Source organism: Microbispora sp. CA-102843 (assembly GCF_050936215.1).
Taxonomy (GTDB): domain Bacteria; phylum Actinomycetota; class Actinomycetes; order Streptosporangiales; family Streptosporangiaceae; genus Microbispora.
Map to the genome: position 1 here is coordinate 1443091 of NZ_JBNJNF010000001.1, position 26798 is coordinate 1469888.

24 protein-coding genes are annotated in these 26798 nt (G+C 71.7%); 17 read left to right on the forward strand and 7 right to left on the reverse strand.

The annotated features are described in order from the left end of the window. Window positions 1-9: 9 nt before the first annotated feature. From ACQEVJ_RS06700 to ACQEVJ_RS06735, 8 genes are all read left to right on the forward strand, one after another. On the forward strand, window positions 10-378 hold the full coding sequence (locus ACQEVJ_RS06700) for a hypothetical protein (protein WP_433098238.1): 369 nt from the start codon (window positions 10-12) through the stop codon (window positions 376-378). A 12-nt stretch (window positions 379-390) separates the two neighbouring features. Beyond that, on the forward strand, window positions 391-1611 hold the full coding sequence (locus ACQEVJ_RS06705; RefSeq protein WP_433098240.1) for a DUF6395 domain-containing protein: 1221 nt from the start codon (window positions 391-393) through the stop codon (window positions 1609-1611). After that, the gene (locus ACQEVJ_RS06710) at window positions 1596-2450 is read left to right on the forward strand and encodes a M55 family metallopeptidase (protein WP_433098242.1); all 855 of its coding nucleotides are present in this window, start codon (window positions 1596-1598) and stop codon (window positions 2448-2450) included. Before ACQEVJ_RS06705 ends, ACQEVJ_RS06710 begins: the two co-directional genes overlap by 16 nt. Window positions 2451-2534: 84 nt before the next feature. Next, window positions 2535-4118: a flavin monoamine oxidase family protein gene (locus tag ACQEVJ_RS06715; protein ID WP_433098244.1), complete on the forward strand. Its 1584-nt coding sequence runs from the start codon at window positions 2535-2537 to the stop codon at window positions 4116-4118. Beyond that, window positions 4119-4634 (forward strand): YbaK/EbsC family protein, encoded by a 516-nt coding sequence (locus ACQEVJ_RS06720; RefSeq protein ID WP_433098246.1) that lies wholly within the window; start codon window positions 4119-4121, stop codon window positions 4632-4634. A gap of 106 nt (window positions 4635-4740) precedes the next feature. Beyond that, window positions 4741-7026, forward strand: coding sequence for a protein kinase domain-containing protein (locus ACQEVJ_RS06725; RefSeq protein WP_433098248.1), 2286 nt, complete (start codon window positions 4741-4743; stop codon window positions 7024-7026). 11 nt (window positions 7027-7037) lie between these two features. Then, window positions 7038-8981, forward strand: a complete 1944-nt coding sequence (locus tag ACQEVJ_RS06730; protein WP_433098250.1) for a serine/threonine-protein kinase — start codon at window positions 7038-7040, stop codon at window positions 8979-8981. 206 nt (window positions 8982-9187) lie between these two features. Beyond that, a complete protein-coding gene (locus ACQEVJ_RS06735; protein ID WP_433098252.1) occupies window positions 9188-10429 on the forward strand; it encodes a serine/threonine-protein kinase in 1242 nt (413 codons plus the stop codon). A gap of 29 nt (window positions 10430-10458) precedes the next feature. Here the strand turns inward: ACQEVJ_RS06735 and ACQEVJ_RS06740 are convergent, their stop codons facing one another. Further along, window positions 10459-10926: an alpha/beta fold hydrolase gene (locus ACQEVJ_RS06740; protein WP_433098254.1), complete on the reverse strand. Its 468-nt coding sequence runs from the start codon at window positions 10924-10926 to the stop codon at window positions 10459-10461. 828 nt (window positions 10927-11754) lie between these two features. Here ACQEVJ_RS06740 and ACQEVJ_RS06745 point away from each other — a divergent pair. Both ACQEVJ_RS06745 and ACQEVJ_RS06750 read left to right on the forward strand, forming a co-directional pair. Next, a complete protein-coding gene (locus ACQEVJ_RS06745; protein WP_433098256.1) occupies window positions 11755-12534 on the forward strand; it encodes an electron transfer flavoprotein subunit beta/FixA family protein in 780 nt (259 codons plus the stop codon). 10 nt (window positions 12535-12544) lie between these two features. Next, window positions 12545-13498 carry an electron transfer flavoprotein subunit alpha/FixB family protein gene (locus tag ACQEVJ_RS06750; RefSeq protein ID WP_433098258.1) on the forward strand — a complete coding sequence of 318 codons (954 nt, stop codon included), beginning with the start codon at window positions 12545-12547 and terminating at the stop codon, window positions 13496-13498. 69 nt (window positions 13499-13567) lie between these two features. On the opposite strand, the gene ACQEVJ_RS06755 is transcribed toward ACQEVJ_RS06750, so the two are convergent. Beyond that, window positions 13568-14782 carry an MFS transporter gene (locus ACQEVJ_RS06755; protein ID WP_433098260.1) on the reverse strand — a complete coding sequence of 405 codons (1215 nt, stop codon included), beginning with the start codon at window positions 14780-14782 and terminating at the stop codon, window positions 13568-13570. 139 nt (window positions 14783-14921) lie between these two features. Then, window positions 14922-15413 carry a TetR/AcrR family transcriptional regulator gene (locus ACQEVJ_RS06760; RefSeq protein ID WP_433098262.1) on the reverse strand — a complete coding sequence of 164 codons (492 nt, stop codon included), beginning with the start codon at window positions 15411-15413 and terminating at the stop codon, window positions 14922-14924. Between the two features lie 102 nt (window positions 15414-15515). Between ACQEVJ_RS06760 and ACQEVJ_RS06765 the strand changes: the two genes are divergently transcribed. Next, complete coding sequence (locus ACQEVJ_RS06765) at window positions 15516-16670, forward strand: cysteine desulfurase family protein (RefSeq protein WP_433098264.1); 1155 nt, start codon at window positions 15516-15518, stop codon at window positions 16668-16670. 165 nt (window positions 16671-16835) lie between these two features. Here ACQEVJ_RS06765 and ACQEVJ_RS06770 read toward each other — a convergent pair whose 3' ends face one another. The 3 genes from ACQEVJ_RS06770 to ACQEVJ_RS06780 form a co-directional block, all read right to left on the reverse strand. Continuing rightward, the gene (locus ACQEVJ_RS06770; RefSeq protein ID WP_433098266.1) at window positions 16836-17390 is read right to left on the reverse strand and encodes a hemerythrin domain-containing protein; all 555 of its coding nucleotides are present in this window, start codon (window positions 17388-17390) and stop codon (window positions 16836-16838) included. Continuing rightward, a complete protein-coding gene (locus ACQEVJ_RS06775) occupies window positions 17387-18307 on the reverse strand; it encodes a Rieske 2Fe-2S domain-containing protein (RefSeq protein WP_433098268.1) in 921 nt (306 codons plus the stop codon). Before ACQEVJ_RS06775 ends, ACQEVJ_RS06770 begins: the two co-directional genes overlap by 4 nt. Before the next feature lie 126 nt (window positions 18308-18433). After that, the gene (locus ACQEVJ_RS06780; protein WP_433098270.1) at window positions 18434-19474 is read right to left on the reverse strand and encodes a DUF695 domain-containing protein; all 1041 of its coding nucleotides are present in this window, start codon (window positions 19472-19474) and stop codon (window positions 18434-18436) included. 76 nt (window positions 19475-19550) lie between these two features. On the opposite strand from ACQEVJ_RS06780, the gene mnmA reads away from it, so the two are divergent. Further along, complete coding sequence (gene mnmA, locus ACQEVJ_RS06785; RefSeq protein ID WP_433098272.1) at window positions 19551-20636, forward strand: tRNA 2-thiouridine(34) synthase MnmA; 1086 nt, start codon at window positions 19551-19553, stop codon at window positions 20634-20636. A 2-nt stretch (window positions 20637-20638) separates the two neighbouring features. Here mnmA and ACQEVJ_RS06790 read toward each other — a convergent pair whose 3' ends face one another. Next, the gene (locus ACQEVJ_RS06790; protein ID WP_433098274.1) at window positions 20639-21271 is read right to left on the reverse strand and encodes an MBL fold metallo-hydrolase; all 633 of its coding nucleotides are present in this window, start codon (window positions 21269-21271) and stop codon (window positions 20639-20641) included. Window positions 21272-21290: 19 nt separating this feature from the next. Between ACQEVJ_RS06790 and ACQEVJ_RS06795 the strand changes: the two genes are divergently transcribed. The 5 genes from ACQEVJ_RS06795 to ACQEVJ_RS06815 all read left to right on the forward strand — a co-directional run bounded on the left by ACQEVJ_RS06795 (window position 21291) and on the right by ACQEVJ_RS06815 (window position 26784). Then, complete coding sequence (locus tag ACQEVJ_RS06795; RefSeq protein WP_433098276.1) at window positions 21291-22295, forward strand: methionine synthase; 1005 nt, start codon at window positions 21291-21293, stop codon at window positions 22293-22295. A gap of 228 nt (window positions 22296-22523) precedes the next feature. Further along, window positions 22524-22985 carry a hypothetical protein gene (locus ACQEVJ_RS06800; RefSeq protein WP_433098278.1) on the forward strand — a complete coding sequence of 154 codons (462 nt, stop codon included), beginning with the start codon at window positions 22524-22526 and terminating at the stop codon, window positions 22983-22985. Window positions 22986-23247: 262 nt separating this feature from the next. Next, window positions 23248-25659 carry an NAD-dependent DNA ligase LigA gene (ligA, locus tag ACQEVJ_RS06805; protein ID WP_433098280.1) on the forward strand — a complete coding sequence of 804 codons (2412 nt, stop codon included), beginning with the start codon at window positions 23248-23250 and terminating at the stop codon, window positions 25657-25659. A 182-nt stretch (window positions 25660-25841) separates the two neighbouring features. Beyond that, window positions 25842-26462, forward strand: coding sequence for a hypothetical protein (locus ACQEVJ_RS06810; RefSeq protein ID WP_433098282.1), 621 nt, complete (start codon window positions 25842-25844; stop codon window positions 26460-26462). Window positions 26463-26490: 28 nt separating this feature from the next. Beyond that, window positions 26491-26784, forward strand: coding sequence for a winged helix-turn-helix domain-containing protein (locus ACQEVJ_RS06815; RefSeq protein ID WP_433098284.1), 294 nt, complete (start codon window positions 26491-26493; stop codon window positions 26782-26784). Window positions 26785-26798: the final 14 nt, after the last annotated feature.

The window sequence follows — 26798 nt, forward strand, 5'->3', positions numbered from 1 at the left end:
TGGCGGCTCATGATGCGCTTGCGAGTGCCGGGCCTGTCGCGGCTGCGCCGGGCGCTGCTGTCACGGCTCGACTCTCGGTACGTCACCAAGCCCGACCACCGGCAGGACCTGAAGGACGCCCTCTGGGAGGTCCAGATGCTCCGCCGGGAGGTCGTGGCGCTGCGCGGCGAGGTCGACCGGCTGCGGCGGGGAACGGGGACGCCCGTCAAGGCGGCCCCGGAGCCCAGGGTGACGGTGGACCCCAAGGCGGCCGAGGCGCACCGGCTGGCGACCGAGACCGCCGAGGCGGTGGACACGCTGCTGCAGAACGAGATGCGCATCTGGCAGGCGATCGACGACCTGTCGGAACGGGTGGGCGCTCCCGGACGGGCGAGGTAACCGGTCGTGCGGGTGCAGTGGACACGTGACGCGGACGTCTGGCGGCTGGTCTTCCTGCTCGACGCGGAGGACGAAACCACGGGGGCCTGCACCGACGGCCAGGCCATAGAACTGCGGACCAACTCCTGCCACGTCCGGACCGGGGACGCCGGTGCCTCCCCGCATCCCGACCTGCTGGCGGTCGCCGCGTGGACCGTCGTCGCGCCGTGGACCAGACGGCGGGTGACGTTCGACCGGCCGATCTCCCCCGGGCTCGCCGAGGCGCTGCGTACGGGGTGGGGAGTGGACGCCGGGCCGGTCGGGGCGGACGCCAGGAGCGGCACCCGTCTGGCCATCTCCTACAGCGGGGGCGCGGACTCGATGGCCGTGGCCGACATGTTCCCCGACGCGCCGTTTGTGCACTTCCAGCGGGTGAGCCACCCCCGAGTGCCCAACCGGTGGACGCACTACCGCTCGGACGTGCTGGCCCGGCTCGCCCGGCAGACCGGCCGGGAACTCCACATTGTCCAGTCGGATCTGGAGTTCCTGCTGAGCCGTCCCCGGCCTGGTTTTCCCGAGCACCACGCCGTCATGGTGGGAGCGTTGCTCCTCGCCGACGACCTCGACTTCGGGGGTGTCGCGCTGGGCTACGAGATCGGGTCGCGCTGGCTCGGCGGCGACCGCTACGTCCTCCGCTACACCCCGGACAACCCCATGTGGGCACCGGAGGGGAAGTGGGGACGGCTGTTCACCGCGGCCGGGCTGCCGATGGTGCTTCCCGTCGGCGGCGTGAGTGAGGCCGTGACGATGCGTGTCGCCCTGGAGTCGGATCTACGTGAGCACGTCCGCTGGTGCCTGCGCGGCTCGGGCGACGGCCCCTGCGGGCTGTGCGGCAAGTGCCTGTACAAGGAGCTGATCCAGGCCGCCGTCGAGGGCCGTCCGATGCGCACTGCCCTGACCGCCGATAGTGCTCCTGCCCGTTCCTGGCAGAAGCCGCCGCCGTACGGCGGACAGGAGATGATCGAGTACGGGTGCGCCCGTGTGCCGAACATCGCGGAGACGCCGTTCGCCAAGGCGGCGGAGCACCTCCAGGCGACCGAGGAGTCCACTCGCTGGCTGGACCACTGCTACCGGCCGGCCGTCGACGAGGTCCCCGAACCGTGGCGCAAGCAGGTCGACGCCTTCGTCGGTGAAAACATCGGGCTGATGACCGAGGACGAGGCGCTCAGGGTGGAGACGTGGGGGGAACGATGAAGATCTACCTGTCGGTGGACATGGAGGGGGTCACCGGACTGACCGACCCCGAGGAGATGCACCACGGCGGCCGCGGATACGAGCGCGGCTGCGAGCTGATGACGGGGGACGCCAACGCGGTGATCCAGGGCGCCTTCGACGCGGGCGCCGCGTCCGTGCTGGTGAACGACGCCCACGGGTCCACCAAGAACCTGAGGATCGACCTGCTGGACGAGCGGGCCACGCTGATCAGAGGTCCGGGCAAGCCGCACCGCATGGGGCAGGGACTGTCGGCCGACCTGGACGCCGCCTGCTTCGCCGGCTACCACGCCCGCGCCGGCGTGTCCCACGGGGTGCTCAACCACACGTGGATGGGCAAGGAGATCCAGAACGTCTACCTGAACGGCGAGATCTGCGGCGAGACCCGGATCGTGGCCGGCTTCGCGGGCTCGCTGGGCGTGCCGGTCGCGCTCGTCACGGGCGACGAGGCGGTGTGCGAGGAGGCCGAAGAACTGTTCGGCGACGTCGAGACGGTCGCCGTGAAGAAGGGCATCGACAAGTTCTCCGCCGAGCTGCTGCCCCCGGCCGTCGCGTGGCGGCGCATCCGCGAGGGAGTGGCCCGCGCCCTGGGCAGACTGTCCGATTTCCGGCCCTATGTGGTCGAGCCGCCGTACACGCTGGGCGTGGAGTGGAACTCCACCGCCATCGCCGCGGCCTGCGCGATCGTGCCCGGCGTGCGGCTCGCCGGTCCCCGGCACACCGAGTTCACCACCGACGACTACCACGAGATCATGGCGTTGTTCGGGATCTTCTCCATGATCGGCGGCCAGGTCGCCTGCGGCAGCGGCCGGTACGGCTGACGCCGCTCTTCCCCCGACACGGCTGACGCCGGTTCACCCCGATCACGGCCGAAGCCGGTTCCCCCAACGACGAAGGCAGGCAGGGTGGCTAGCAGTGACCGCGTGACGCGGGAGCGTACGGGGGCGCTGACGCGGCGCGCCTTCCTGGTGGGCGTCGGCGCGGCCGGAGGCGCCGGAGCGATGTACGCGGCGATGGGCGCGCTCGGGCTCGCACCCGATGACCAGCAGAAGGACTACACGCCGCCGAGCCGCTCCGACTTCGCCCTCAGCGGGAGGGGCGCCGGGTCGGTGGTGATTCTCGGGGCGGGGATCGCGGGTCTGGCCGCCGCGTACGAACTGGGCAAGGCGGGCTATGACTGCACCGTCCTGGAGGCCCGCGACCGAGTCGGCGGGCGCAACCTCACGTTGCGCGGCGGTGACCGGCTGCCCGAGTTATCCGGAGCGACGCAGGAAGCGCGGTTCGGGGAGGGCGTCTACCTCAACGCCGGGCCGGCCCGCATCGCCCAGTGGATGGTCACCCTCGATTACTGCCGGGAGTTGGGCGTCCCGATCGAGTTGTTCGTCAACGACAACTCCAGCGCGTACGTCTACAACAAAGGCATGAAGGCGCCGGTCCGGGCGCGTACCGCCCGTGCCGACACGTACGGCTACATCAGCGAACTGCTGGCGAAGGCCACGAACGCGGGCGCGCTGAACCGGCGGCTGACGGCAGGAGACAAGAACCGCCTGCTCCATTTCCTGTCGGAGTTCGGCGACATCGGCAAGACCTACACCTACACCGGGTCGGAGCGCAGAGGGTTCTCCGTGAACCCGGGCACGAGCGAGGGCGTGCCGCTGGGCTCGCCGCCGCCCCTGTCGGAGGTCCTCGGTTACGGGCTCGGCCGCTCGATCACGTTTCCGTTCGGCTACGAGATGGCCATGCCGATGTTCCAGCCGGTGGGCGGCATGGACGCGATCGCGGCCAAGCTCGCCGACGCCGTGGGCCGCGACCGCATCCGCACCTCGGTCGAGGTCAAGAAGATCACCAACCTGCCCGACGGCGTGGAAATCGAGCACACAGGCGGCTCCAGCAAGGCGGACTTCTGCATCGCGGCGCTGCCGCCGCACGTGCTCGCGCGGATCCCCGGCAACCTGGACGCCCGGGTCGTCACGGCCCTGCGGACGCCCACTCCGGTGTCGGCCGGGAAGATCGGACTGGAGTACCGTCGCCGCTGGTGGGAGACCGACGACCGGATCTACGGCGGCATCACCGAGACCGACCTGGACATCGCACATATCTGGTACCCGTCGTACGGTTTCCACGGCACGCGCGGGTTGGTGGTCGGCTACTACAACCTCGACGAGGACGCCGACGCGTACGCCCGTCTCACCCACGAGGAGCGGCAGCGGCGGGCGCTCACCCAGGGCAAAAAGATCCACGGCGAGAAGTACCGGTCGGAACTGCTGTCCAGCGTCTCGATCGCCTGGCAGCGGCAGCCGTACATCGAGGGCGCCTGGGTCGCCTGGCCCTCCTACGAAGGCGCCTTCGCGCTCCTGCAACGGCCGGCCGGCCGGGTGTACTTCGCGGGCGACTGGCTCACGCACCTCATCGCCTGGCAGGCGGGGGCGCTGGAGTCGGCCCGTAAGGTGGTCACTCAACTGCACGAGCGCGCCGTCAAGGAGGGCTGAATGCCGCTCGAATGGATTCCCGCGTCCGACCGGCCGGACCTGCTCGCCGATCCCGTCGCCAAGGCCGTGGCCTCGCTCGATCTCAAGGTGGAGGTCGCCGAGATCGATCCCGCGCTTTCCGACACCGCCGAGTTCTGCGAGCGGTACGGCGTGGCGATGGAGGACTCGGCCAACTGCGTCGTCGTCGCCGCCAAGCGGGGCGGGGAGACGCGGTACGCCGCCGTCATGGTGCTCGCCACCGGACGGGCCGACATCAACGGGATCGTGCGCCGCCATCTGGACGCCCGGAAGGCGTCCTTCGCTCCGCAGGCGGAGGCCGTCGAACTGACCGGAATGGAGTATGGCGGCATCACGCCGATCGGGCTGCCCGAGGGCTGGCCCGTGCTCGTTGACGAAAACGTGACCCGGCGGCCGTTCGTGGTGATCGGCAGCGGCATCCGCCGCTCCAAGCTGGCGCTTTCCGGCGAGGCGCTGGTCGCGGCGACCCGGGGGGAGGTCCTCGCACTCACCATTTGACCGACTGCCTGGAAACCGTTTGCGCCTTTCCTCCGTTGTGCTGAGCGGAGATGTGGCGCGATGGTTCACTCATGGGCGTTCTTTTAGTCGGTATGGTGCTTAGGCAATGAATCAGGACGACCGACTGGGCCCGTACCGGCTGCTGAGGCGGCTCGGTGAGGGCGGCATGGGCGTGGTTCACCTCGCCCTCGACCCGCAGGGCAGGCAGGTGGCCGTCAAGGTCCTGCGCTCGGAGGTGGCGGGCGACGACGTCGCGCGCAGACGTCTGTCGCGTGAGGTCGAGACCATGCGGCGGGTGCGCGGACCGAACATCGCGGAGGTCGTCGACGCCGACGTCACGGGGCGCAGGCCGTACATCGTCACCCGCTACGTGCCGGGGCGGCCGCTCGACGAGATCGTCAAGAACGACGGCCCGCTGCCCCTCGACGCCGTGCTCAAGGTCGCCGTCGGGGTGGCAGAGGCCCTCGCCGCCGTGCACGCCGCCGGGGTCATCCACCGCGACCTGAAGCCGGGCAACGTGCTGATGCTGGACGGCCAGCCGGTGCTGATCGACTTCGGCATCGCCCAGGCGGTCGACGCCACCCGGCTCACCCAGACCGGCATGTTCATCGGCACGCCCGGCTACCTCGCCCCCGAGATCATCGAGGGCCACGAGGCCGGGCCGCAGGTGGACGTGCACGCCTGGGCCGGCACCGTGCTGTACGCCGCCACCGGCCAGCCGCCGTTCGGCAAGGGCACGCTGGAGATGATCTTCTTCAACATCACCTCCGGCCGGGCCAACGTCGAGGCCGCCCCCGCGCCGATCCAGCCGATGCTGCGCGCCGCGTTCAACCGCGACCCGGCCAGGCGGCCGACCGCGGCCGAGCTCGTACGGCAGCTCGCGCGGCTCATGCCCCAGTCTCCGGGCGGCAGGCCCCGCGTGCCCGACGAGATCACGACGGTGCCCAACGTCGACGACACCGGCGGTCAGCAGCAGGTGCCCGGCTTCGGCCGGCCGGGCGGGCCGCCCACCGGCGGCTCACCGGTGACCGGGCAGCCGGTCACGGGCCCGCCGCCGACCGGGTCGCCGATGCCGCCGATCACCCCGCCGGTCGCGCCGGTGGCGACGCCGCCGGTCACGCCGTCCCAGCCGGGCGGCCGGGCCGAGGAGTTCGTCTCACTGCTGCGGGAGACGCCCGCGGCGGGCCAGGGCGGCGACCCCTTTCCGACCGTGCGGGTGACCGGAGAGGACCTGCGCCGGGCGGGCCTCGGGCCGGCCGGGCCGTCGAACGGCCCGGTGGCAAGCCCGGCGGAGGGCGACGTCCCCACCCGGATGGCTCCGCCCCGCACCCCGCAGACCGGCCCGTCCGGTCCGCCCGCGTTCCCGGGCACGCCCACGTCGGGCCCGGCTCCCGCATTCGGCGGGCCGTCCGGGCCGCCGCGTGGCCGGCCGGACGACTGGCCCACGCCGATGCTGCGCCCGGAGGGCGACATCCCCACCCGGCGGGTTACCTCCGAGGAGGTGCGCCAGGCCGTCGCCGGCGATCCCACCGGATCACGCGCGGCGTCCCCCGGGTTCGGTCAACCCGGGTCCCCTCAGCATGGATCCGCGCAGCGCGGGTCCCATGAGCACGGGTCCTACGAGCAGGGCGACGTGGCGGCGCGCGACCGCGCGCTCTTCGGGCACGCGCCCGAGATCTACGAGCGGACTCCGCACATCCATCAGCCGAACGCCTTGCCGTTCATGCCGACGGTGCGGGTGCCGCCGCCGGCGCCGCCCCCGCCCGGGGGGCTGCTGCAGCGCTCCAAGGCGTACGGCGTGGCGAGCGCGCTGCTGCTCGTCGTGATGACGTCTCTCGCGGTCGTGGCGCCGCTGCTGGTGTGCCTGGTGGCCGTGCCGGCCGCGGTGCTGCTGCGGGCCGCCGACCTGGCCCAGCCGCACCTCGGCTCCCGCCGTCCTGCGGGCGCCGCGGCGGCCGACGTGCTGCGGGTGCTGAGCCGTCCGGCGGAGCTCGTCAAGTCGATCGGCGTCACGATTGCGCTCGTGCCGTACGCACTGATCCTGGGGCTGCCGGTGACGCTGCTGCTCACCGTCCTCCTCGGTGCCACACCCGGGCTCCGGCTCGCGGCGCTGAGCTGGGGGATCGCGACGGCGTTGTGGACGATCTGCGCGGGGCCCGGGGTGGTGGGCCCGGGCAGGCAGATCCGGCGGACACTGGCGTCACTGGTGCCCGGCGAGGGAGCGGCGAAGGGGCTCGCCTGGGGGATCGGCGCCTTCGCGGTGCTGACGGCGGCGATCGCGCTCTCCAGCCTGCTGGGTAAACAGACAGCAGGGCACTTCTGGGGCCCAATCGACGTTGTGTCAGTACTGGAACGACTGAAAGACCTGCGTAACCAGGCGGGGAACGGGTGACGGGGGACGACATGTCGGCTACTGAGGCTCCAGAGAGGATCGGGCCCTACCGGCTGCTTCGGCAGCTCGGCGAGGGCGGCATGGGGGTGGTCCATCTCGGCCTGGACGCGGAGGGGCGCGAGGTCGCGGTCAAGGTCCTGCACCCGCACGTCGCGACCGACCTCAAGGCGCGTGACCGGCTCACCCGCGAGGTCGAGACCATGCGGCGGGTGCGCAGCAAGCGCGTCGCCGAGGTCCTCGACGCCGACCTGACCGGCGCCGCACCCTACATCGTGACGCGGTACGCCCCCGGGCGGACCTTAGAGCAGACGGTGCTTGAGGACGGGCCGCTCACCGACGACGGCGTGATCCGGCTCGCGATGGGCATGTGCGAGGCCCTGGTCGCCATCCACGCGGCCGACGTCATCCACCGCGACCTCAAGCCGGCCAACGTGATGCTCGTGGACGGCGAGCCGCTCGTGATCGACTTCGGCATCGCCCACCTGGTCAACGCCACCCGGCTGACCCAGACGGGGATGTTCGTCGGCACCCCCGGCTACCTCGCACCGGAGATCATCCGGGACACCGAGATCACCCAGGCCGCCGACGTGCACGCGCTGGCGGCCACGGTCTTCTTCGCGGCCACGGGAAAGGCGCCGTTCGGCTCGGGCACGTTCGAGTCGGTCTGCTACAACATCCTCGAAGGCAAGGCGCAGGTGGACCTCGCGCCGGCCTGGCTGCGGAGCTGGCTCCGCGTCGCCCTGGCGCCCGAGGCCACGTCGCGTCCCACGGCCGCGTCGCTGCTCCGGCTCACCCGTTCGCTCGACCCCTCGGTCACCGTGCTCCAGGAGACCGCCCACGAGCCGCCGCGCGACGGCGGGACGCGGATCCTGGACGGCACGCGCGTGTTCGACGAGCCGGCGCGGAGGGACGCGGGCGGCCCGGTGAATGGGGGCGGCCCCGTTAATGGGGGCGCCTCGGTGAACGGCGCCAACGGGAGCCGGACCAGCATGCTGCCGGCCGACGACGACAGCTACTCCGACCTGCTGCCGCCCGTGAACTACGTGGAGCCGGAGCGCCCCCGCCGGGAGCCCCGGGCGCCCAGGCAGCGCCGCCCGGTGTCCGCACCGCCTCCGGCGCATCCGCAGGCCCCGCCGCACGGGCAGGCGACCCTGCCCCCGCCGCCGTACCAGCCTGCGATGTACCCGCCGTACCCGGACCAGAGGGTGGCGGGCTACCCGGAGCCCCAGGTCGCGCCGCCGCCGGCTCCCGCCGCGCCGTACGAGCCCGAGCCGAGGCGGGCCCCCTACCGGGCCCCGCATCCGGTGCTCGCGGCCCTGCTGCTGGCCACGCTCGTGGCGCTGGCCTGCCTGCTGCCGGTCGTGGTGAGCCTGTTCGCCGTCGTGGCGGCGCTGTGCCTGCGGGTGGGTCAGTACCTGCTCGGCGATCTCGCCGACCGCCGGGCCGCTCGGGGCAGCAGCGGGGCCGACCCGCTCCTCGCGGTGCTCGGCACTCCGTGGGCGCTGATCAAGGCCGGGCTGGCGACGGTGGTCCAGGTGCCGCTGGCCGTGATGTTCGCGATGTGCGTGTGGGGCGGGTTCCACTACATCGGCGGGGTCAGGCCCGACCCCGCCGCCGCGTACGCCGCGGCCGCCTTCGTGGCCGGGCTGTTCCTCCTGCCCGGTGGCAAGGCGCCCCGCAAGGCCGTATCCCGGACGCTGAGCGCGGTGATCCGGAGCCCCGGAGCGGGAATGATCGTGACGATCGCGGTCGGCACGGTCGCGCTGTTCGCGATCATGACGGCGCTGTCCGCGGACGCCTCGTGGATTCCCTGGCGGCCGCCGTCGGTGGCGGTGGACCACATCGTCGCGGATCTCAAACAGAAGGGTCAGGACACGGTCGTCAACCTGATCGGCGGCGTGATCGGGGACATCATGGACAGGATCGGCCTGGGCTTCCTGACCTTCTGGACCTGACCGCCCCGGTCCCGACGGTGAACCGGGAGGCGCCGAGCGAAGCGGAGGCACCGAGCGAGCCGGAGGGGCGCGCCGGTGTATGGACTGAGGAGCGAGTGGGGGAGCGAGGTACGAGCGACTCCGAGCGACGAGGGAAGTGTTCATTGCGCGCCTCCGGCACGACCACCGGATAAGACCGTCCCGACGAGCGAAGCGGGAGACACAGTTTGGGAACGCCGGAACAGCTTGGTCCCTACCGTCTGATCTCCGCGCTCGGCTCCGGGGGGTTCGGTGAGGTCCACCTCGCGCTCGACCCCGACGGGCGCACGGTGGCGGTGAAGGTCCTGCATCCCCACGTCGCCTCCGACGGGTTCGCCATCACCCGTCTCGCCCGCGAGGTGGAGACCATGCGCCGCGTTCGCGGGGCCCACGTCGCCGAGGTGCTGGACGCCTCGCTGTCGGGGGAGCGGCCCTACATCGTCACGCGGTACGTCCAGGGCCGGCCGCTCAGCACGGTCGTGGCCAAGGACGGGCCGGTCGCCGGGGCCGACCTGCTGCGGCTCGCCCTGGGGCTGGCGGAGGCGCTGGAGTCCGTCCACGCGGCCGGTGTCGTCCACCGCGACCTCAAGCCGGCCAACGTGATCGTCTCCGATCGCGAGCCGTACGTGATCGACTTCGGCATCGCCTGCGCGCTGGAGTCGGCCTCGGTCACCGCGTCGGGCGCCGTCGTCGGCACGCCCGGTTATCTGGCCCCCGAGGTGCTGGAGGGCAGGGAGGCCGGGCCGGAGGCCGACGTGTTCGCCTGGGGGGCGACGCTGGCCTTCACCGCGTCGGGGCGGCAGCCGTACGGGACCGGGCCGGCCGCGGCGATCGCCTACCGGGTCGTCCACCGCGAGCCCGACCTGTCGGGCGTGCCGTCCTGGCTCGTCCCGATCGTGGAGCGGTGCCTGAGCGCCGATCCGGCGGACCGCCCGGCGACGGCCGAGCTGGCCGGGCTCCTCAAGGAGGCCGCGCCGGTGCTGGACGGGATCGAGCCGGCGCGGCCCGCGCTGTCGGAGGCGGCCACCCAGGAGTGGCGGCCCGGTGATCGGCGGCAGAACGATCGCCGGCCCTCGCGGGGAACCCGGCGGGGAGAGGTGGACGACCTGCGCGCCGCGCACCGGGAGAAGCTGCACCGCCGCTGGGTGATCGGCTCCGCGGTGGTGGTCGGCCTGTTCGCCGCGGCGGCGCGCGCCAACCTGCCCGAGGTGTCGCTTCTCCTGCTGGTGCTCTACGGCATCGCCCTGCTCGTGGACGCGGGGTTCGGGCTAGTGGGCAAGTCCAGACGGCGGCTCGTGGTGGACCTCGTGGGCGGCGTCGGGGCCGTCGCGGTGTGGGCGCTGCTCAGCACGCTGTTCAGCACGGTGACGCTCCTCATGGCCGTCGGCACCGTCCTGTTCCTGCTCGTCATGCTCGTGTTCGCGAGCTGAACCTCGACCTGGTCAGCGGCCTCAGCCCGTCATCGCGCGCCGAAGAATTCACGCAGAGCCTGGGCCACGACGAGCGGGGATCCGTCGTCCTCCGGTCCCGAATGGCCGACCCCCGGCAGGTCGATGCTTCGCGCGTGCGGGAGCACCTCGGAGAGTTTCCGGAGTGCGAGACGCAAGTATGCCGCGCTCTTCGTACCGCCGAGGAGCAGCACCCGCGCATCGAGCGCCGCGTAGTCCATGACCGTGTCGGCCATCTCCCTGATCACCTGTACGTCGAATCGCAGCGTCGGGATGAGCGCCTCGACCGGCACCTCATCGGGGGATCCGTCGCCCTGCAAGCGCGCGCCGATCGCCAGGAGCGGCACGAGGGCGAAGCGGGGGATCCTGGTGAACAACGACGGCTCGGTGTCCAGGCCCTTCATCCCCGTGACCAGCGCGGACGCGGATCTTCCCGCAGCGATCTCGCGGTCGAAGCGCGCCGCCCAGTCCGTCGGCACCGAGCCGCCGATTGACAACGGAGGCTCGTACAGGGCGATCCGGTCAAGGTCGGGCGTGACCAGGGCCGTACGCAGGGTGACGAGCGCGCCCGAGCTCAGGCCGAAGATCTGCGACGCGCCGGTCGCCGTGACGAGCGCCTGCAGGTCTTCGACCTCCGCATGACACTGAACTCGGCGCCGTGAGGGCCGCTCAGCCCACGTCCGCGCCGGTCGGGCCTCGCCTGGGGGATGGTCGGCCCCGCCTCGGCGGCGGAGGGAGTGAGGGCGGCGGTCGGCGAGGGCGGCGGTGACGTGACCAGGGTCGGCGCGTCGGCGCGGTGGATGACCAGATCGGTGACCACACCACAGCCGGACAGGCTCACGACGAGAGCCACGATCAGCCACGTCCCACGCACCGGCAAAGTCCCCCAAGATCGACCGTAGAAATGCCAACATATCGGACATCCGAGCACGGCGAGCGCCCTGCGGACTCGGCCCGCTTGCGATCATGGGATGGTGGACGCGGGCGGCGACGGCCCTCCGGAAGTCCCGGTCATGGGGACCTGCGCGACGCCTCCGGAACATAGTTCGGTAGGGTGGCAGTGGGCGTGACCGGGTTCTGGGTAATTCCTCAACCGAAGGACGCGGCCGTAAAAACCTGGAGGTTTGCACCTAAGCTACCGATGGGTAACATACGCCTGGGGGGACCAGGGTCAGCTCGACACCCGGGCCACCTGCGCAGGCACGCCCGCGAGTACCTGGCAGTCTTGCATCACGTGCGCGTACCCCGCGCCACGTACCGAAAACCGCGGCGTCAGCCGTACGGAAAGGGGAGGTCGGCCACCGGCCATGAACATCGTCGTCTGCGTGAAGCAGGTCCCCGACACGGCGACCGAGCGCAAGCTGAGGTCCGATGACAAGACGCTCGACCGTGACGCCGCCGACGGCGTCGTGAACGAGCTCGACGAGTACGCGGTCGAGGAGGCGCTGCGGCTCAAGGAGGCCCATGGAGGTGAGGTCACCGTCCTCAGCATGGGCCCCGCCAAGGCGACCGAGACCATCCGCAAGGCCCTGGCGATGGGCGCCGACAAGGCGGTGCACCTGCACGACGACGCGCTGCACGGCTCGGACGCCCTCGGCACCTCCTACGCCATCTCCCAGGCCCTGAAGAAGATCGGTTTCGACCTGGTGATCCTGGGTTCGGAGTCGACCGACGCCCGCACCGGCATGCTCGCCGCGATGCTGGCCGAGCGGCTCGGCGCCCCGCAGCTCACGCTCGCCAGCAAGGTCGAGGTCGAGGGCGGCGCCATCCGGGTCGAGCGGATCACCGACTACGGCTACGACAAGGTCGAGGCGTCGCTGCCCGCCGTCGTGTCGGTGGTCGAGAAGATCAACGAGCCGCGCTACCCGTCGTTCAAGGGCATCATGGCCGCCAAGAAGAAGCCGGTCGAGACGCTCGGCGTCGCCGACGCGGAGATCGCGGCCGGCCAGGTGGGCCTGGCGAGCTCCTGGAGCGAGGTCGTCGACTTCGCCGCCGCCCCGCCGCGTGCCGCGGGCACCGTGATCAAGGATGAGGGCGACGGCGGAGCCAAGGCCGCCGAGTTCCTCTCGTCGAAGAAGTTCATCTGAGGGGCTTGGGATGAGTGAGATTCTGGTTCTCGTCGAGCACGTCGACGGTGACGTCAAGAAGGTCACCCTTGAACTGCTGACCCTCGCCCGGTCGCTGGGCACGCCGGCCGCCGTGTGGGCCGGCCCCGGCTACTCCGACGCCGCGAAGGCCAGGCTCGCCGAGTACGGCGCCGAGAAGATCTACGTGGCGGCGGCCGACGAGATCGGCGACTACGTGGTGGCGCCCAAGGCCGAGGTGCTGGCGCACCTGGTGTCCGAGCGGTCCCCGGCCGCGGTCTTCGTCGCCGCGACGGGCGAGGGCAAGGAGATCGCCGGTCGTCTGGCGGTCAAGACGGACTCCGGTGTGATCTCGGACGCGGTGGGCGTCGGTGAGGGCTTCGTCGCCGAGCAGTCCATCTTCGGCGGCGGCGTCAACGTCCGCAGCCGCGTGACCAAGGGCACGCCGATCATCACGGTCCGCCCGAACAGCACCGCCCCCGTCGCCGCCGCCGCGGCCGGCGCCGAGGAGAAGGTGGAGGTCGCGCTGTCGGACGCCGCCCGCGCGGCCAAGATCGTCGAGCGGGTCGTCCAGGAGAAGGGCGCCCGTCCTGAGCTGACCGAGGCCGCGATCGTGGTCTCCGGCGGCCGGGGCGTGGGCTCGGGCGAGAACTTCGCGATCATCGAGAAGCTCGCCGACGCGCTCGGCGCGGCGGTGGGCGCCTCGCGTGCCGCCACCGACGCCGGCTGGTATCCGCACCAGTTCCAGGTCGGGCAGACGGGCAAGACCGTGTCCCCGCAGCTCTACATCGCGGCCGGCATCTCCGGTGCCATCCAGCACCGGGCCGGCATGCAGACCTCCAAGACCATCGTCGTGATCAACAAGGACGCCGAGGCGCCCCTGTTCGAGATCGCCGACTTCGGTGTCGTGGGCGACCTGTTCCAGGTCGTCCCGCAGCTCACCGAGGAGATCGAGAAGCGCAAGTAGGACCCGGGCCGGGAGCGGCGTCGCACCAGGAGTGCGACGCCGCTTCCGTCTGCCGGGGCAGGCCGGGAGTCACGCGGCCAGGGGGAGGGACCGCTCCTCGTCCTCCGCCGACGCCCGCAGCGGGATGATCTCCGTACGGGACGCGGGCAGCAGCCGCGCGGCCACGGAGATGACGACGCCGAGCACGACCGCCACGCCCATCGCGACCCGCAGCGAGGCCGCGGCGGACAGGAAGCCGACCACCACGGGCCCGAGCAGCAGGCCCGCATAGCCCATCGCGCTCGCCTGCGCGATCGCGGGGCCGGGGTCGCGTGTCGCGGTCCCCGCCAGCGACAGCGCCATCGGCGAGATCGTCGCCACCGACAGCCCGATGAAGAACAGCCCGGCCACGGCCGCCACGGTCACCGGCGCGGCGATGACCACGAGGAACGCGAGCGCGGTGGCGGCGCCGGAGAACATGATCAGTCCGCGGGCGCCGTAGCGGCCGCGCAGCCGGTCGCCGGCCAGCCGGGCGAGCAGCATGCCCGCCTCGAACACCGGGTAGCCGAGCGCGGCGACCGCCTCGGAGGCGTGCAGCGTGCCGATCAGGTACAGGCCGTTCCAGTCGGCGACGACGCCCTCCACCATGAACGCGGCGAACGTGACCGCGCCGAGCAGGTAGACGACGCCGGGCAGCCTGCGCCGGGAACGAGCCGACGCCTGGCCGGCCTCGTCCGCCTCGGGCGCGGGGTCGGGCAGGTGCATGCGGCTGACGGCCAGCGCCGCCGGCACCGACACCAGGGCGACGACCAGGATGTGGGCGGTGAGGGACAGGCCCAGGGCGATGGCCGCCGTGCCCATCAGGCCCGCCGAGATCGCGCCGACGCACCAACCCGCGTGCATGCCGCTCATGATCGGCCGGCCGTACGCGCGCTCGACGGTCGAGCCCTGGGCGTTCATGCCGACGTCGACCGCGCCGAACGCCATGCCGAACAGCGCGGTGGCCACGGCCAGCACCGGGAAGGACGGCGCGAACGCGACGAGGACCAGTGATGCCGCGCACAGGGGGGCGGCGACGCGCAGGACGCCGCGGCTGCCGATCCTGGCCAGGACGACGCGCATGAGCTGCATGGTGAGCAGCGCGCCGATCCCCCAGCTGAGCAGGGTGAGCCCGACCGACGACTCCGGCAGGCCGAGCCGGTCGGCCAGGGCGGGGAGGCGCACGGTGAAGGTTCCACACATCAGGCCGGCCAGGACGAAGGTGAGGACTGCCCCGTGACGGGCCTTCCTCAAAGCGCGGGTCATCACAGCTTCCTTTCCAGGTGAGTCGAGTGGGTTTCCGGGCCCGGATTTACGGGCAGACACCAGCAGGTCGCCCTTTCACGGCTGAGCCGGAAGGAAGGGCGACCACCAGGTGTGGGTTCAGGGGTTCGCAAGCGGCGTGCTACAACAGGGCGAGCAGCCTGGCGCGGATCGCGGCGTAGTCGATGATCGCCGCACAGTGGGTGGCGGCTTCCCAGACGCCCTCACAGGCCAGCCGTACGACCTGGGAGGCCAGGGGGTCGGGCTCGTCGTCCAGACCGTGCCGCATCCAGCGGACCATCGCCTCGCGCAGCGGCGCGAGCAGTTCGGGATCGCCGGCCGCGCCCGTGACCACGGCCCATCGTCGGAGCCGGCCGGTCTCCACGGCCTCGAACGTCGCGGCGACGTACGCCCGGGTGTAGGTGCTCTCCGACTGCGCCTCGATCAGCGCGTCGAAGTCCGCGATCAGGCGCTCGATCATGCCTTTGACGAGCGCTTCCTTGCTCGCGAAGTGATAGAGGAGACCGCCCTTGCTGACACCGGCGCGCTCGGCCACCGCCGCCAGGGTCAGGGCCTGTGCGCCCTGGTCCTGCAGCAGGCCCTCGGCCGCGTCCAGCAGTTCGTCCCTCCTCATGCCATCTACTGTACCGTCTGGACGGTTAAGTTGCGACACGTGCCGGTGTCCCCCGCCCGCCCGGATACGCTTGGTGGGCTGAATACGTGTCAGGGAGGGGTCGTGGGAGCTACGTATCTGGACCATGCCTCGACCACACCGATGCTGCCCGAGGCGATCGAGGCGATGACCGTCCAGCTCGGGCAGGTCGGCAACCCCTCGTCCCTCCACGCGGCGGGCCGCCGCGCCCGCCGGGTCGTCGAGGAGTCGCGCGAGACGATCGCGTGCGCGCTCGGCGCCCGCCCGAGTGAGGTCGTGTTCACGGCAGGCGGCACCGAGGCCGACAACCTCGCCATCAAGGGCCTGTTCTGGGCGAGGAAGCGGCCCAGGATCCTGATCAGCTCGGTCGAGCACCACGCCGCCCTCGACCCCGCCCACTGGCTCGGCGACAACCACGGCGCCCGGGTCGAGCTGCTGGAGGTGGACGAGCGGGGCCGGGTGGATCCGGAGACGCTGCGCGAGGCCATCGCCCGCGACCCGGACGACGTGGCGCTGGTGAGCGTCATGTGGGCCAACAACGAGGTGGGCACCGTACAGCCGGTGCGCGTGCTGGCCGCCATCGCGCACGAATACGGCATTCCCTTCCACACCGACGCGGTGCAGGCGGTCGGCCAGCTCCCGGTCTCGTTCGCCGAGTCCGGCGTGGACGCCATGACCGTCTCCGGCCACAAGGTCGGCGGTCCCGTGGGCGTGGGGGCGCTGCTGCTGGCGCGAGGCGTCGATCCGGTGCCCGTCCTGCACGGCGGCGGGCAGGAACGCGACATCCGCTCGGGCACTCTCGACGCGCCGGCCATCGCCGGGTTCGCGGCGGCGGTCGAGACGGCCGTCGCGCGGCAGGACGTCACGGCCGAGCGGCTGTCGGCGTTGCGCGACGACCTGATCGAGCGCGTACGGCTGGCCGTGCCCGATGTCGTGCTGAACGGTGATCCGGTGAACCGGCTGCCGGGCAACGCCCACTTCTCGTTCCCCGGCTGCGAGGGGGACGCCCTGCTCATGCTCCTCGACGCCAAGGGCGTGGAGTGCTCCACGGGATCGGCCTGCTCGGCCGGGGTCGCCCAGCCGTCCCACGTGCTGCTCGCCATGGGCCAGGACGGCGTACGCGCCCGCGGCTCGCTGCGCTTCTCCCTCGGCCACACCTCCGTGGAGGAGGACGTCGACCGGGTCGCCGGGGTCATCGGGCACGTCGTCGAGCGCGCCCGCCGTGCCGGTCTGTCATAGCTTCCCCCGTTTTCCCCCTGAGGCTCGGGCGCGGTGCGTTACGAGGCGCTGCGCGCGCAGTTGCGGGAGGCGCTGCCGCTGATGGCCCGCCTGCCCGTCCCGCGCCCGCGCGTCCCCTCGTCTGATCCAGGTCGCGTCCCTAACGGCGCCTGTCGCGCCGTACGCCTACCGGGCAGTGCGGCGCAGCAGCGCCCGCTGCAGGCGAAGGACCGCCCGGATGCGCCGCGACGAGCGCAGCGCGTCCAGGTGGCCCTGGAGCCGGTCGCCCAGCTCGACGAGTCGTTCCTCGTCCATGAAGCGCTCGACCTCGGGGAACATCTCCTGCTCCTCGTCCAGGTGGGCGTGCGACTCCAGCGCGTCGTGCATCACGCCCAGCTCCCGGTCGAACCGCTCGGTCCGCGGGTCGGCGCGCACCAGCGCCGCGAGCTGGTCGGTGAGCTGGCGGTGCTCGGACCAGGCCGCCGCGATGCCCGGCGTGACGTCGTGCGTGGCGGGATAGAAGATCTCCTCCTCGATGCGCTCGTGCATCCACAGCTCGTCGAACAGCTCGTCGGCGAGCGCGCGCCGTCGCCCGGGCTGGGAACGCGGCGTCTCCTTCAGGCGCCGCATGATCCCCCGCAGCACCTCGTGGTGCTCCACGAGCACCCGCGTCGCCTTCTTCTGCTCCTGCGGGGCCGGCGCCTGCCGCACCTCCGTGAGCACCTGCGGCCTCCTCCTCACGGCTGCACCTCCTGCTGGTGGACCAGCGTGCTGCCGGGGGGAGCGGTGGCCACCGCCGGCGCCCGGCGCACCTCGATCCACCCGTCGCGTACGCGGGTCTGCAGGCAGGGCGCGGGCGCGACGGCCGGGCCGTTCAGGCTCTCCCCGCTGTGCAGCTCGAACTGGGAACCGTGCCAGGGGCAGGTGAGGGAGCCGTCCCTGAGCCACCCCTGGGACAGCGGAGCGCCCAGATGCGGGCAGGCGTTCTCCAGAGCGTGGATGCGGCCGTTGGAGCGGACCAGGACGACCTCCACGTCGCCCGCCCGCACCCGGCGCGGGCTCTTCTCGGTCAGGTCGCGCTCGGCCAGCACGGGGGTGAAACGGCGTGGTTCGAGCTGCCTGTCCGTCTGGTCGACCCCGATCTGGTGGCGGTAGGTGAGCGCGCCGCCCAGGAAGCCGCTGACCGCGATCACGGGATAGCCGAGCAGGGCGGTGAGCCGCCCCCGCAGGTGGTGCCCCCGGCCCCGCTGCCACCACGACCAGCCGTACAGGCCGATGGCGAGCGTGTTGAGCGTGCCGTGGACCAGCCCGACGCGCCGGGCGTTGTCATGCGTGTACTGCCAGTCGTGCAGGCCGGTCACCGCCGCGGCCAGCGCTCCGGCGAGGCCGATGCCCACGGCTCCGCGCGCCGCCCGCTTCTGCCCGGTGAGGTCCAGGATCAGCGCCATCGTCCAGGAACCGATCGGGACGTCGGTCAGCAGCGGGTGGAGGGGGTGACCCAGCCAGACGCCGTGCAGGAAGCCGCGGGCGCGGCTCCTGGTGATCCCGAGGAGGTTCTCCGCGAACGCGAGACCCTGTTCGAGCCGATGACCCGGCCGGTCGAGGCGGCCGTCGCCTTCGATCGCGTTCAGCATCCGGTCCAGTGCGCGTTGAGCCATCTCCCACCCCAATCCCATCGCCGGATCGGCCCCGCAGCATGCGGGAACGGGGGGCGCTCGCCCGCGCGTTGCGTCTATCGCGACGTGCCCGTGCTCAATTGTGGCGAAACGCGCTGAATGTCCGGTTCAAGTCAGAAAGGGAGCCACCGCGCTCCACGAGGGGTCCTCGGCCACGTCGACGCGGGCACTCCCCTCCTTCCACTCGGTGGCGACCTCCTCGACCACGGGCGGGACGGCCGCCGCGGGGTCGGCGTACACGTGCAGCACCCGGCTGCCGTCGGCGCTCAGGTGGGCCGTCAGCACGGCCGAGCCGAGCGCGGCCAGCCGTCCGGTCAGCCGCTCCTCGAAGTCGCGCAGCGCGTCCAGGGAGGCTCCCGCGGGCAGCCCGTCGCCGTCGGCCTCCCGGTAGGGCAGGGTGACGGCGATGTGCTGGTCGAACAGCGGGAAGTCGACCGGCCGGAGGGGATAGCGGGCGGCGGCCGTCAGCCTGCCGCCGGTGGCGGTGTGGCCTTCGAGGAGTGCCCACTGCTCCTCCTTGAAGCCCTCCGCCACGTCGGTGACGACGGAGGGCAGATGGATCGCGGGAAGGGCGTCGATCGGCTCGAACTCCGCGGCCACGATCTCGCCCACCCAGCGGGCCACCTCGTCCTCGCCCAGCAGCCAGTCGAGCGCGAGGAGGGTCGCCTCCATCCGCGTGTCGTCGTCGACGTCCGGGTAGATCGGGTGGAAGGCGGTGACGTCCACGCGCGGCGTGCCGGGCGGCACGCGCAGCGCCACCACCAGCCGGTCGAGGCCGAACTCCCGGCCGCCGACGTCGACCGTCAGATCCGCGGCCTGCGGGTTCGCCTGCCGCGACGGATAGAACTCCCACATCGCGTCCGCCGGCGGCGCGGCCAGGGCCCAGCGGTGGGCGAACGGCCGCAGCTCCGGGTCGCCGGACGCGCTGACGACCAGGGCGTTCACGGCCAGGCGGCCGGGAGCGATCTCCCAGACGAGGGACGGATGAAGCGCGGTGACGGCGGGGCCGATCAGCTCGGCCAGGGCCTCGGGGTCCTCCGCCTCGACGTGCGCGTCGATCTGGGGACGGGCCTGGTCCCACCAGGTCCAGAATGCCGCGATGGCCTCGGCGGGGTCGGCGGACTCGCTCTTGCGCCCGAACAGTCGCATGACCCCGCATCCTCCCAGCCCGCCCGCTCCGATGCCAACGCGGGCGCGGCCCCGCGGGCGGTAACCTCGAACTGTTATGGGTCCCACACGAAAGCTCCGCGTCCTCGCCGCCATGTCCGGCGGGGTCGACTCCGCGGTGGCCGCCGCCCGGATCGCCGAGGCGGGGCACGACGTGACCGGCGTCCATCTGGCGCTGTCGTCCAACCCGCAGTCCTATCGCACCGGCGCGCGCGGGTGCTGCACGCTGGAGGACGCCCGCGACGCGCGCCGGGCGGCCGACGTCATCGGCATCCCCTTCTACGTGTGGGACATGGCGGAACGGTTCCATCGCGACGTGGTCGAGGACTTCGTCAGCGAGTACGCCGCCGGGCGCACCCCCAACCCCTGCCTGCGCTGCAACGAGAAGATCAAGTTCGAGGCGGTGCTCGACCGGGCGCTCGCGCTCGGCTTCGACGCCGTCGCCACCGGCCACCACGCGCGGCTGGATGACGGCGTGCTGCGGCGCAGCGTCGACGAGGCCAAGGACCAGTCGTACGTGCTGGGCGTGCTCACCCGCGAGCAGCTCGCGCACGCGATCTTCCCGCTCGGCGGCTCGACCAAGGCGCAGGTGCGCGAGGAGGCGGCGCGGCGTGGGCTGACCGTCGCCGACAAGCCCGACAGCCACGACATCTGCTTCATCGCCGACGGCGACACCCGGGCGTTCCTCGCCGATCGGCTCGGCGCGTCGCAGGGGCCGATCGTCGACGCGCTCACCGGCCAGGTGGTCGGCAGCCACCAGGGGGCGTACGGCTTCACGGTCGGGCAGCGCAAGGGCCTGCACATCGACCGGCCGGCCGCCGACGGCAGGCCGCGCTACGTGCTGTCGATCGAGCCGGTGTCCAACACGGTCACGGTCGGTCCCCGCACCTCTTTGGAGGTCCGGAGCATGGTGGGCGAGCGGCCGGTGTGGAACGGCCTGGTGCCGGAGCCGTACGAGCCGATCACCTGCACCGTGCAGTTGCGTGCCCACGGCGAGGTGTACGGCTGCCGCGCCCAGTTGTCCGGCGGTGAGCTGCACATCGAGCTCGACCGTCCGGCGACCGGCGTCGCGGCGGGCCAGGGGGCCGTCCTGTACGACGGGGACGCCGTCATCGGCTCCGCCACGATCGCCTCGGCCGTCTGAGATCAGGAGATCTCGACGGACTCCCCGGCCGGGATGCGGCGGAAGTCCGCCTTCTGCTTGTCGGCCTCCATGCCGAGCCAGTTGTCGATCAGCTTCGCGCCGATCTCGTTGACCAGCCCGTCGTGGGTCGAATAGGCCCGTGCGGGCCGGACGTAGCGCAGGTAGAGGATCGTCTCTGCCGCCTTGAGCCACGGCGCGTTGGTCGGCACGAGCAGCGTGGGCACGTCGCGCCCGGGCGGTGTGAGGGCGTCACCGGGGTAGAACACCTCGTCGTCCACGAAGAAGCCGACGTTCTGCACGGGCAGGACGTCGGGAAGGTTGAGCGCGTGCCACTCGCCGACCGCCCGCACGTGGAAGCCCGCCGTGTCGAAGGCGTCCCCGTGATGGACGACCTGGACCTTCGCCGGGATCTTGCCGAGCTGGTCGGCGACGCCCTGGCAGGTGAAGATCTCCAGATCGGGGCTCGCGTTCTTGAGCAGGTTCGCGTCCACGTGGTCGAAGTGCTCGTGGGTGATGAGCACCGCGTCCGCGCCGTCGAGGAGCCCCTCGCCGCTGAACGAGCCGGGGTCGATGACGAGCGTCCGCCCGTCCTTCTCCAGCCGCCAGCACGCGTGACCGAGTTTGGTGAGTTTCATAATCCATAAGCTAGTCACCGTGAGCGACTATCCATGGGCCGAGGGCACGGCCACCGGCGTGGGGTCCTATCCGGGCGAGGACCATCTGGAGGCGGTCAGGACGGCCTTCGGTGAACTGCCCATGCCCTACCTGCCCGAGCTGCCCGGCCGGGGCGTGGGCGCCGACATGATCGGCCGTACGGCGTCACTGCTGGTCGAGCTGCCGGTGGAGGTGCAGCCGTCCGGCTGGCGGCTCGCCGACCGGCCGGGACGGGACTTCAAGCGGGCCAGGGACCACCTCACCCGCGACCTCGACGGCCTGGAGGAGGTCTCCCAGGGCTACGAGGGGCCGTTCAAGATCCAGGCATGCGGGCCGTGGACGCTCGCCGGTGCGATCGAGCTCAGGCACGGCGACAAGGTGCTCGCCGACGCGGGAGCCGTACGCGACCTGACCGAGTCGCTGGCCGAGGGGCTGGCGCAGCACGTGGCGGAGGTCCGGCGCCGGATCCCGGGAGCCGGCCTCGTCGTCCAAATCGACGAGCCGGGGCTGCCCGGGGTGCTGGCGGGCACGGTGCCGACCGCGTCCGGCTTCGGGCGGCTGGCCGCCGTCGAGCCCCCGATCGCGGCCGAGCGGCTGAGGACCGTGCTGTCCGCGCTCGCGCCCGCCTTCCCGATCGTCCACTGCTGCGCGCCGGGCGTGCCGTACGAGGTGATCCGTACGGCGGGAGCGCGGGGCGTGTCGGTGGACGCGGCGCTGCTGCGCCGCCGTGACGAGGACGAGCTGGGCGAGACGATCGAGAAGGGGCTCGCGCTGTTTCTCGGTGTCGTGCCCGGTGTCGACACCCGGCTGGCGGACGTCGGCGTGGTGGCCAAGCCGGCGGTCGAGCTGTGGCGGCGCCTCGGCTTCCCGCCCGCCCGGCTCGCCGAGCAGGTCGTGCTCACCCCCGCCTGCGGCCTGGCCGGGGCCTCACCCGCGTACGCCAGGGCGGCGCTGGCCCGGTGCCGGGAGGCGGCCCGGGTGCTGCGCGAGGACCCTGGCGAGTGAGGGCAGCGCGAGTGAGGGCAGCGCGAGTGAGGGCGGCGCGAGTGAGGGCAGCGCGAGTGAGGGCAGCGCGAGTGAGGGCGGGCGAATCGGGTCGCCGCTGGTGAGGCTGCCGCTGGTGGGGCCGCCGCTAGTGATCCAAGCGGCCTCCCAGCTCATCCCCAAGTGATTCACAAGCCTTCTCACATATCTCTTGACGTGCTGGAAGTTCAGACGCTCAGGAGAAAGACCATGCGAAGCGCTGCGCGCCTTCTGCTCCCTCTCGCCGCCGCCGGGCTGTCCGCCGCACTGGCCGCCGGTCTCGTCGCGGCCCCCGCGGCGGCCTCGGCCTCGTCTGCGGGATCGGCCGCGTCGGCGGCGGAGACCTGGGAGTGGGGGCCGACGGCGTCCTCCGACACCAAGGGCTGGGCGAACGGGTACGTCCGGTCGGGCTCGTCGGGCCTGCGCATCGTCGGCGACCTGTACGACGCCGGCGGGGCCAGGACCTGCTCCTGGGTGAAGATCAAGTGGCTGACCGACCGCGGGAAGTATCGCACCGCGAGCTACCGCAACTGCTCCCAGTCCACCCCGCGGACGTTCACGGTGAACGCCGGGTACATGCTGCTGGCCAAGGCCATGGTCTGCCGGGGCAGCGCGACCCGGATCACCGGCAAGTGCTCTCGCTGGGAGCGGGTCTGGACCCAGGGAGGATGACCCTCGGGCCGGTCCCCTTCCATCCACGGCGACCGGCCCGAGTACACCCGGACAAAAAGGAATGAAAGTGGGCCGCAAGCGGTCTACCGTAATTCTCGATCGCTCCTGAAGCGAGGGGCCGCGCGGTCTGGAGCGGCCCTCTCGCCGAGCGGTCCGGCGGGAGTCGCCCACGTCCTCGGCGCGGCTCCCGCCCCGTCCTTCGCGAACTGTCGGTGGCCGGAGATACGGTTGCCCTGGGGTCTGACGAGGGGAGACGGGCGACGTGACCGACAGGGCTGGCGAGACTGACGGGCTCGACGACGCCGGGCTCGACGGCACCGGGCTCGATGACACCGGGCTCGACGGCACCGGGCTCGATGACACGGAGCTCGCGGATGAGGCGAACGGGCACGCGGAGGCCGCGAGCGAGGTCGAGAGCGTGACGGGCGCCGCCGAGACCACCGGCAGCGCCGCCGGAGAAGCACAGAGCGCCAGCGGAGAAGCACAGAGCGCCAGCGGAGAAGCACAGAGTGCGCCGGCCGAAGCGCGGGAGCGGCACGCCGAGCTCTCGGAGCTGCTCGACGACGCCAACTGGCGCTACTACGTGCTCGACTCGCCCACGGTGAGCGACGCCGAGTACGACGGCTGGATGCGGGAGATCCTCGCGCTGGAGGAGGCGCATCCCGACCTGCGCACGCCGGACTCGCCTACCCAGAGGGTGGGAGCGCCGATCTCCACGGAATTCGCCCCCGTCACCCATCTCCAGCGCATGGAGAGCCTCGACAACGCCTTCAACGACGCCGACCTCGCCGGCTGGCAGGCCAGGGCCGAGCGGCTGATCGAGGCCGACCCCGGGCCCTACCTGTGCGAGCTGAAGATCGACGGTCTGGCAGTGGCGCTTGTTTACGAGAAGGGCCGCCTCGTGCGGGGCGCGACCCGGGGCGACGGGCGCACCGGCGACGACATCACCCCCAACATCCGCACGCTCGGCGACGTGCCGCACCGGCTCGACGGGGACGACGTGCCCGACCTGCTGGAGGTGCGCGGCGAGGTCTTCCTGCCGGTCGAGGGTTTCAAGAAACTCAACGAGCAGCTCATGGACGCGGGCAAGCCGCCGTTCGCGAATCCGCGCAACTCCGCCGCCGGCTCGCTGCGGCAGAAGGACCCGCGCGTCACCGCGCAGCGGCCGCTGCGGATGATCGTCCACGGCGTCGGCAAGTGGGAGGGCGGCGGTCCGCTGCCCGCCACCCAGTCGGCCGTCTACGAACGGCTGCGTGACTTCGGACTCCCGGTCAGCGACCGCTACAAGGTGGTCAAGAGCCTCGACGAGATCCGCGAGTTCATCTCCTACTACAACGACCACCGCCACGACCCGGAGTACGAGATCGACGGCGTGGTGGTCAAGGTCGACCGCATCCCGGTGCAGCGGCAGCTTGGCAGCACCAGCCGGGCCCCGCGCTGGGCCATCGCGTTCAAGTACCCGCCAGAGGAGGTCACCACCAAGCTCCTCGACATCCAGGTCGGTGTGGGCAGGACGGGCAGGGTCACGCCGTTCGGCGTGATGAAGCCGGTGGTGGTGGCCGGGTCCACCGTGGAGCGCGCGACGCTGCACAACGCCTCGGAGGTCGCGCGCAAGGGCGTGCTGATCGGCGACACCGTGGTGCTGCGCAAGGCGGGCGACGTCATCCCCGAGATCGTCGGTCCTGTGGTGGACCTGCGGCAGGGCGGCGAGCGGGAGTTCGTCATGCCCACGCACTGCCCGGAATGCGACACCGAACTGGCCTACGAGCGGGAGGGCGACGCCGACCTGCGCTGCCCGAACGCCCGTTCCTGCCCCGCGCAACTGCGTGAGCGGATCTACTTCGCGGCAGGACGCAACGCGTTCGACGTCGACGGGCTGGGCTACGTCGCGGCGACCGCGCTGACGCAGCCGCTGCCGCCGCAGGAGCCGCCGGTCCGCACGGAGGCCGACCTGTTCGACCTGACGATCGAGAAGCTGCTGCCGATCAGGTCGGTGGTCCGCGACCCCGACACGGGCCTGCCGAAGACCGATCCGGAGACCGGCGAGCCGAAGGTGGTCTCCTTCTTCGCCAACATCTCGGGCGAGCCCAGCAAGAACGCCGAACTGATCCTCCAGCAGCTGAAGGAGAAGAAGGACCAGCCGCTGTGGCGGGTGCTCGTCGCGCTGACGATCCGGCACATCGGGCCGCCCACGGCCCGCGCGCTCGCCGCGGAGTTCCGCTCGATCGAGGCCATCGCCAAGGCGTCCGAGGAGGAGCTGGCGGCGGTGGAGGGCATCGGCCCGCGGGTGGCCGCGACCATCAAGGAGTGGTTCGCGGTCGACTGGCACCAGGAGATCATCGAGAGGTGGCGGGCCGCCGGTGTTCGGATGGCCGACGAGTCGCCCGCCGACGAGGGGCCGCGTCCGCTGGAGGGGCTCACCTTCGTCGTCACCGGGACGCTGACCGACTTCAGCCGCGACGAGGCCGCCGAGGCCATCAGCGCCAGGGGCGGCAAGGTCACCTCGTCGGTGTCGAAGAAGACGGGTTTCCTGGTGGTGGGGGACAACCCCGGTTCGAAGTACGACAAGGCGGTCAAGGCCGGCGTCCCGATCCTCAACGAGGAAGGCTTCCACGTCCTCCTCGACAAGGGCCCCGACGCCGCCCGCGCCGTCGCCGTCACCCCCGAGGAGTGACCCCGGCCGCTCAGCCGGCCGGCTCACCTACGCGCGTGCGGTGATCGCTCTGATCTCACCTGACTGATCCGTGGCGTCGTCACGGCCATTGACTCGCTGTCTTCAACAAGTTTATAGTGCAAACTAGTTTGATTGTTAACTCACTATGGACGGGTCGCATGCAGGCCGAAAACTCCCCACCTTTGAGCCCGGAGGAGACGCTGCGTCTCATCTCCCGGGGACGGGCCGAGGCGCGGCGCAAGCTGGGCGGAAATCCCCTGCTCCTGCACGTTCCCTGGGGGCTGGCCTGGTTCTTCGGCCTCGGCGCCATGTTCTTGCGGCACGGCCCGGACGGACGGGTGTTCGTCGACATGCCGGAGTTCCTGCCCCTGGTGATCCTCTTCGGGGGCATGGCGGTCGCACTGCTGATCACCGCTGTCGGGGGCTACCGAGGCAACCGGGGCGTCAGCGGGCGCTCGTCCGAGCAGGGTCTCATGTACGGGCTGACGTGGACGCTGGGAATGGTGGGCGTGACGGCGATCACCGGCTATCTCACCCAGTTCCTGCCGGATTCACATCGGGAGCTGGCCTGGGCGGCCGTGACCATGGCGACGGTCGGCATCCTCTATCTCGCCGGGGCGGCGATCTGGGCGGATTGGGGGATGTTCGTCTTCGGCGGCTGGCTGACGGTCACCAACATGGCCGGGGTGTGGACGGGCCCCGGATGGCATTCCCTCGTCTCCGCGGTCGCGGGCGGCGGCGGCCTGATTGTCTTCGGGGTGATCCTGGAGCTCAGAAGCCGGATGGTCGTTGATGGGCACTGACTCTCCGCTCGGCGAGGAGTTGGATCCGGTGATTCACGCGCAGGCGCGGCTGCGGGTGGTCACGGCCCTGTCCACGTTGGCCGAGGGCGATCGCGTCACGTTTCCCTGGCTGAAGGACCTGCTTGGCATGTCCGCCGGAAATCTCTCCGTCCACCTGCGCAAGCTCGACGAGGCCGAGTATGTGGAGATCACCAAGTCCTTTCAGGGCCGCACGCCGGTGACCTTCGTCCGGTTGACCACGCGCGGCCGCCTCGCCTTCGAGCAGTACGTCACCGCGTTGCGACGGCTTCTCGACGCGGGCAACGCCGGTCCTCAGGAATAGCGAAAGGTCGGGAT

Bases quoted from the DNA above. Each gene is read 5' to 3' on its own strand.
- ACQEVJ_RS06700 (WP_433098238.1), top strand. From the start codon at position 10: ATGATGCGCTTGCGAGTGCCGGGCCTGTCGCGGCTGCGCCGGGCGCTG.
- ACQEVJ_RS06755 (WP_433098260.1), bottom strand. From the start codon at position 14,782: ATGACCCGCGCTTTGAGGAAGGCCCGTCACGGGGCAGTCCTCACCTTC.
- ACQEVJ_RS06780 (WP_433098270.1), bottom strand. From the start codon at position 19,474: ATGCGACTGTTCGGGCGCAAGAGCGAGTCCGCCGACCCCGCCGAGGCC.
- ACQEVJ_RS06790 (WP_433098274.1), bottom strand. From the start codon at position 21,271: ATGAAACTCACCAAACTCGGTCACGCGTGCTGGCGGCTGGAGAAGGAC.
- ACQEVJ_RS06725 (WP_433098248.1), top strand. From the start codon at position 4,741: ATGAATCAGGACGACCGACTGGGCCCGTACCGGCTGCTGAGGCGGCTC.
- mnmA (WP_433098272.1), top strand. From the start codon at position 19,551: ATGGGTCCCACACGAAAGCTCCGCGTCCTCGCCGCCATGTCCGGCGGG.
- ACQEVJ_RS06760 (WP_433098262.1), bottom strand. From the start codon at position 15,413: ATGAGGAGGGACGAACTGCTGGACGCGGCCGAGGGCCTGCTGCAGGAC.
- ACQEVJ_RS06800 (WP_433098278.1), top strand. From the start codon at position 22,524: ATGCGAAGCGCTGCGCGCCTTCTGCTCCCTCTCGCCGCCGCCGGGCTG.
- ACQEVJ_RS06750 (WP_433098258.1), top strand. From the start codon at position 12,545: ATGAGTGAGATTCTGGTTCTCGTCGAGCACGTCGACGGTGACGTCAAG.
- ACQEVJ_RS06775 (WP_433098268.1), bottom strand. From the start codon at position 18,307: ATGGCTCAACGCGCACTGGACCGGATGCTGAACGCGATCGAAGGCGAC.
- ACQEVJ_RS06745 (WP_433098256.1), top strand. From the start codon at position 11,755: ATGAACATCGTCGTCTGCGTGAAGCAGGTCCCCGACACGGCGACCGAG.
- ACQEVJ_RS06720 (WP_433098246.1), top strand. From the start codon at position 4,119: ATGCCGCTCGAATGGATTCCCGCGTCCGACCGGCCGGACCTGCTCGCC.
- ACQEVJ_RS06730 (WP_433098250.1), top strand. From the start codon at position 7,038: ATGTCGGCTACTGAGGCTCCAGAGAGGATCGGGCCCTACCGGCTGCTT.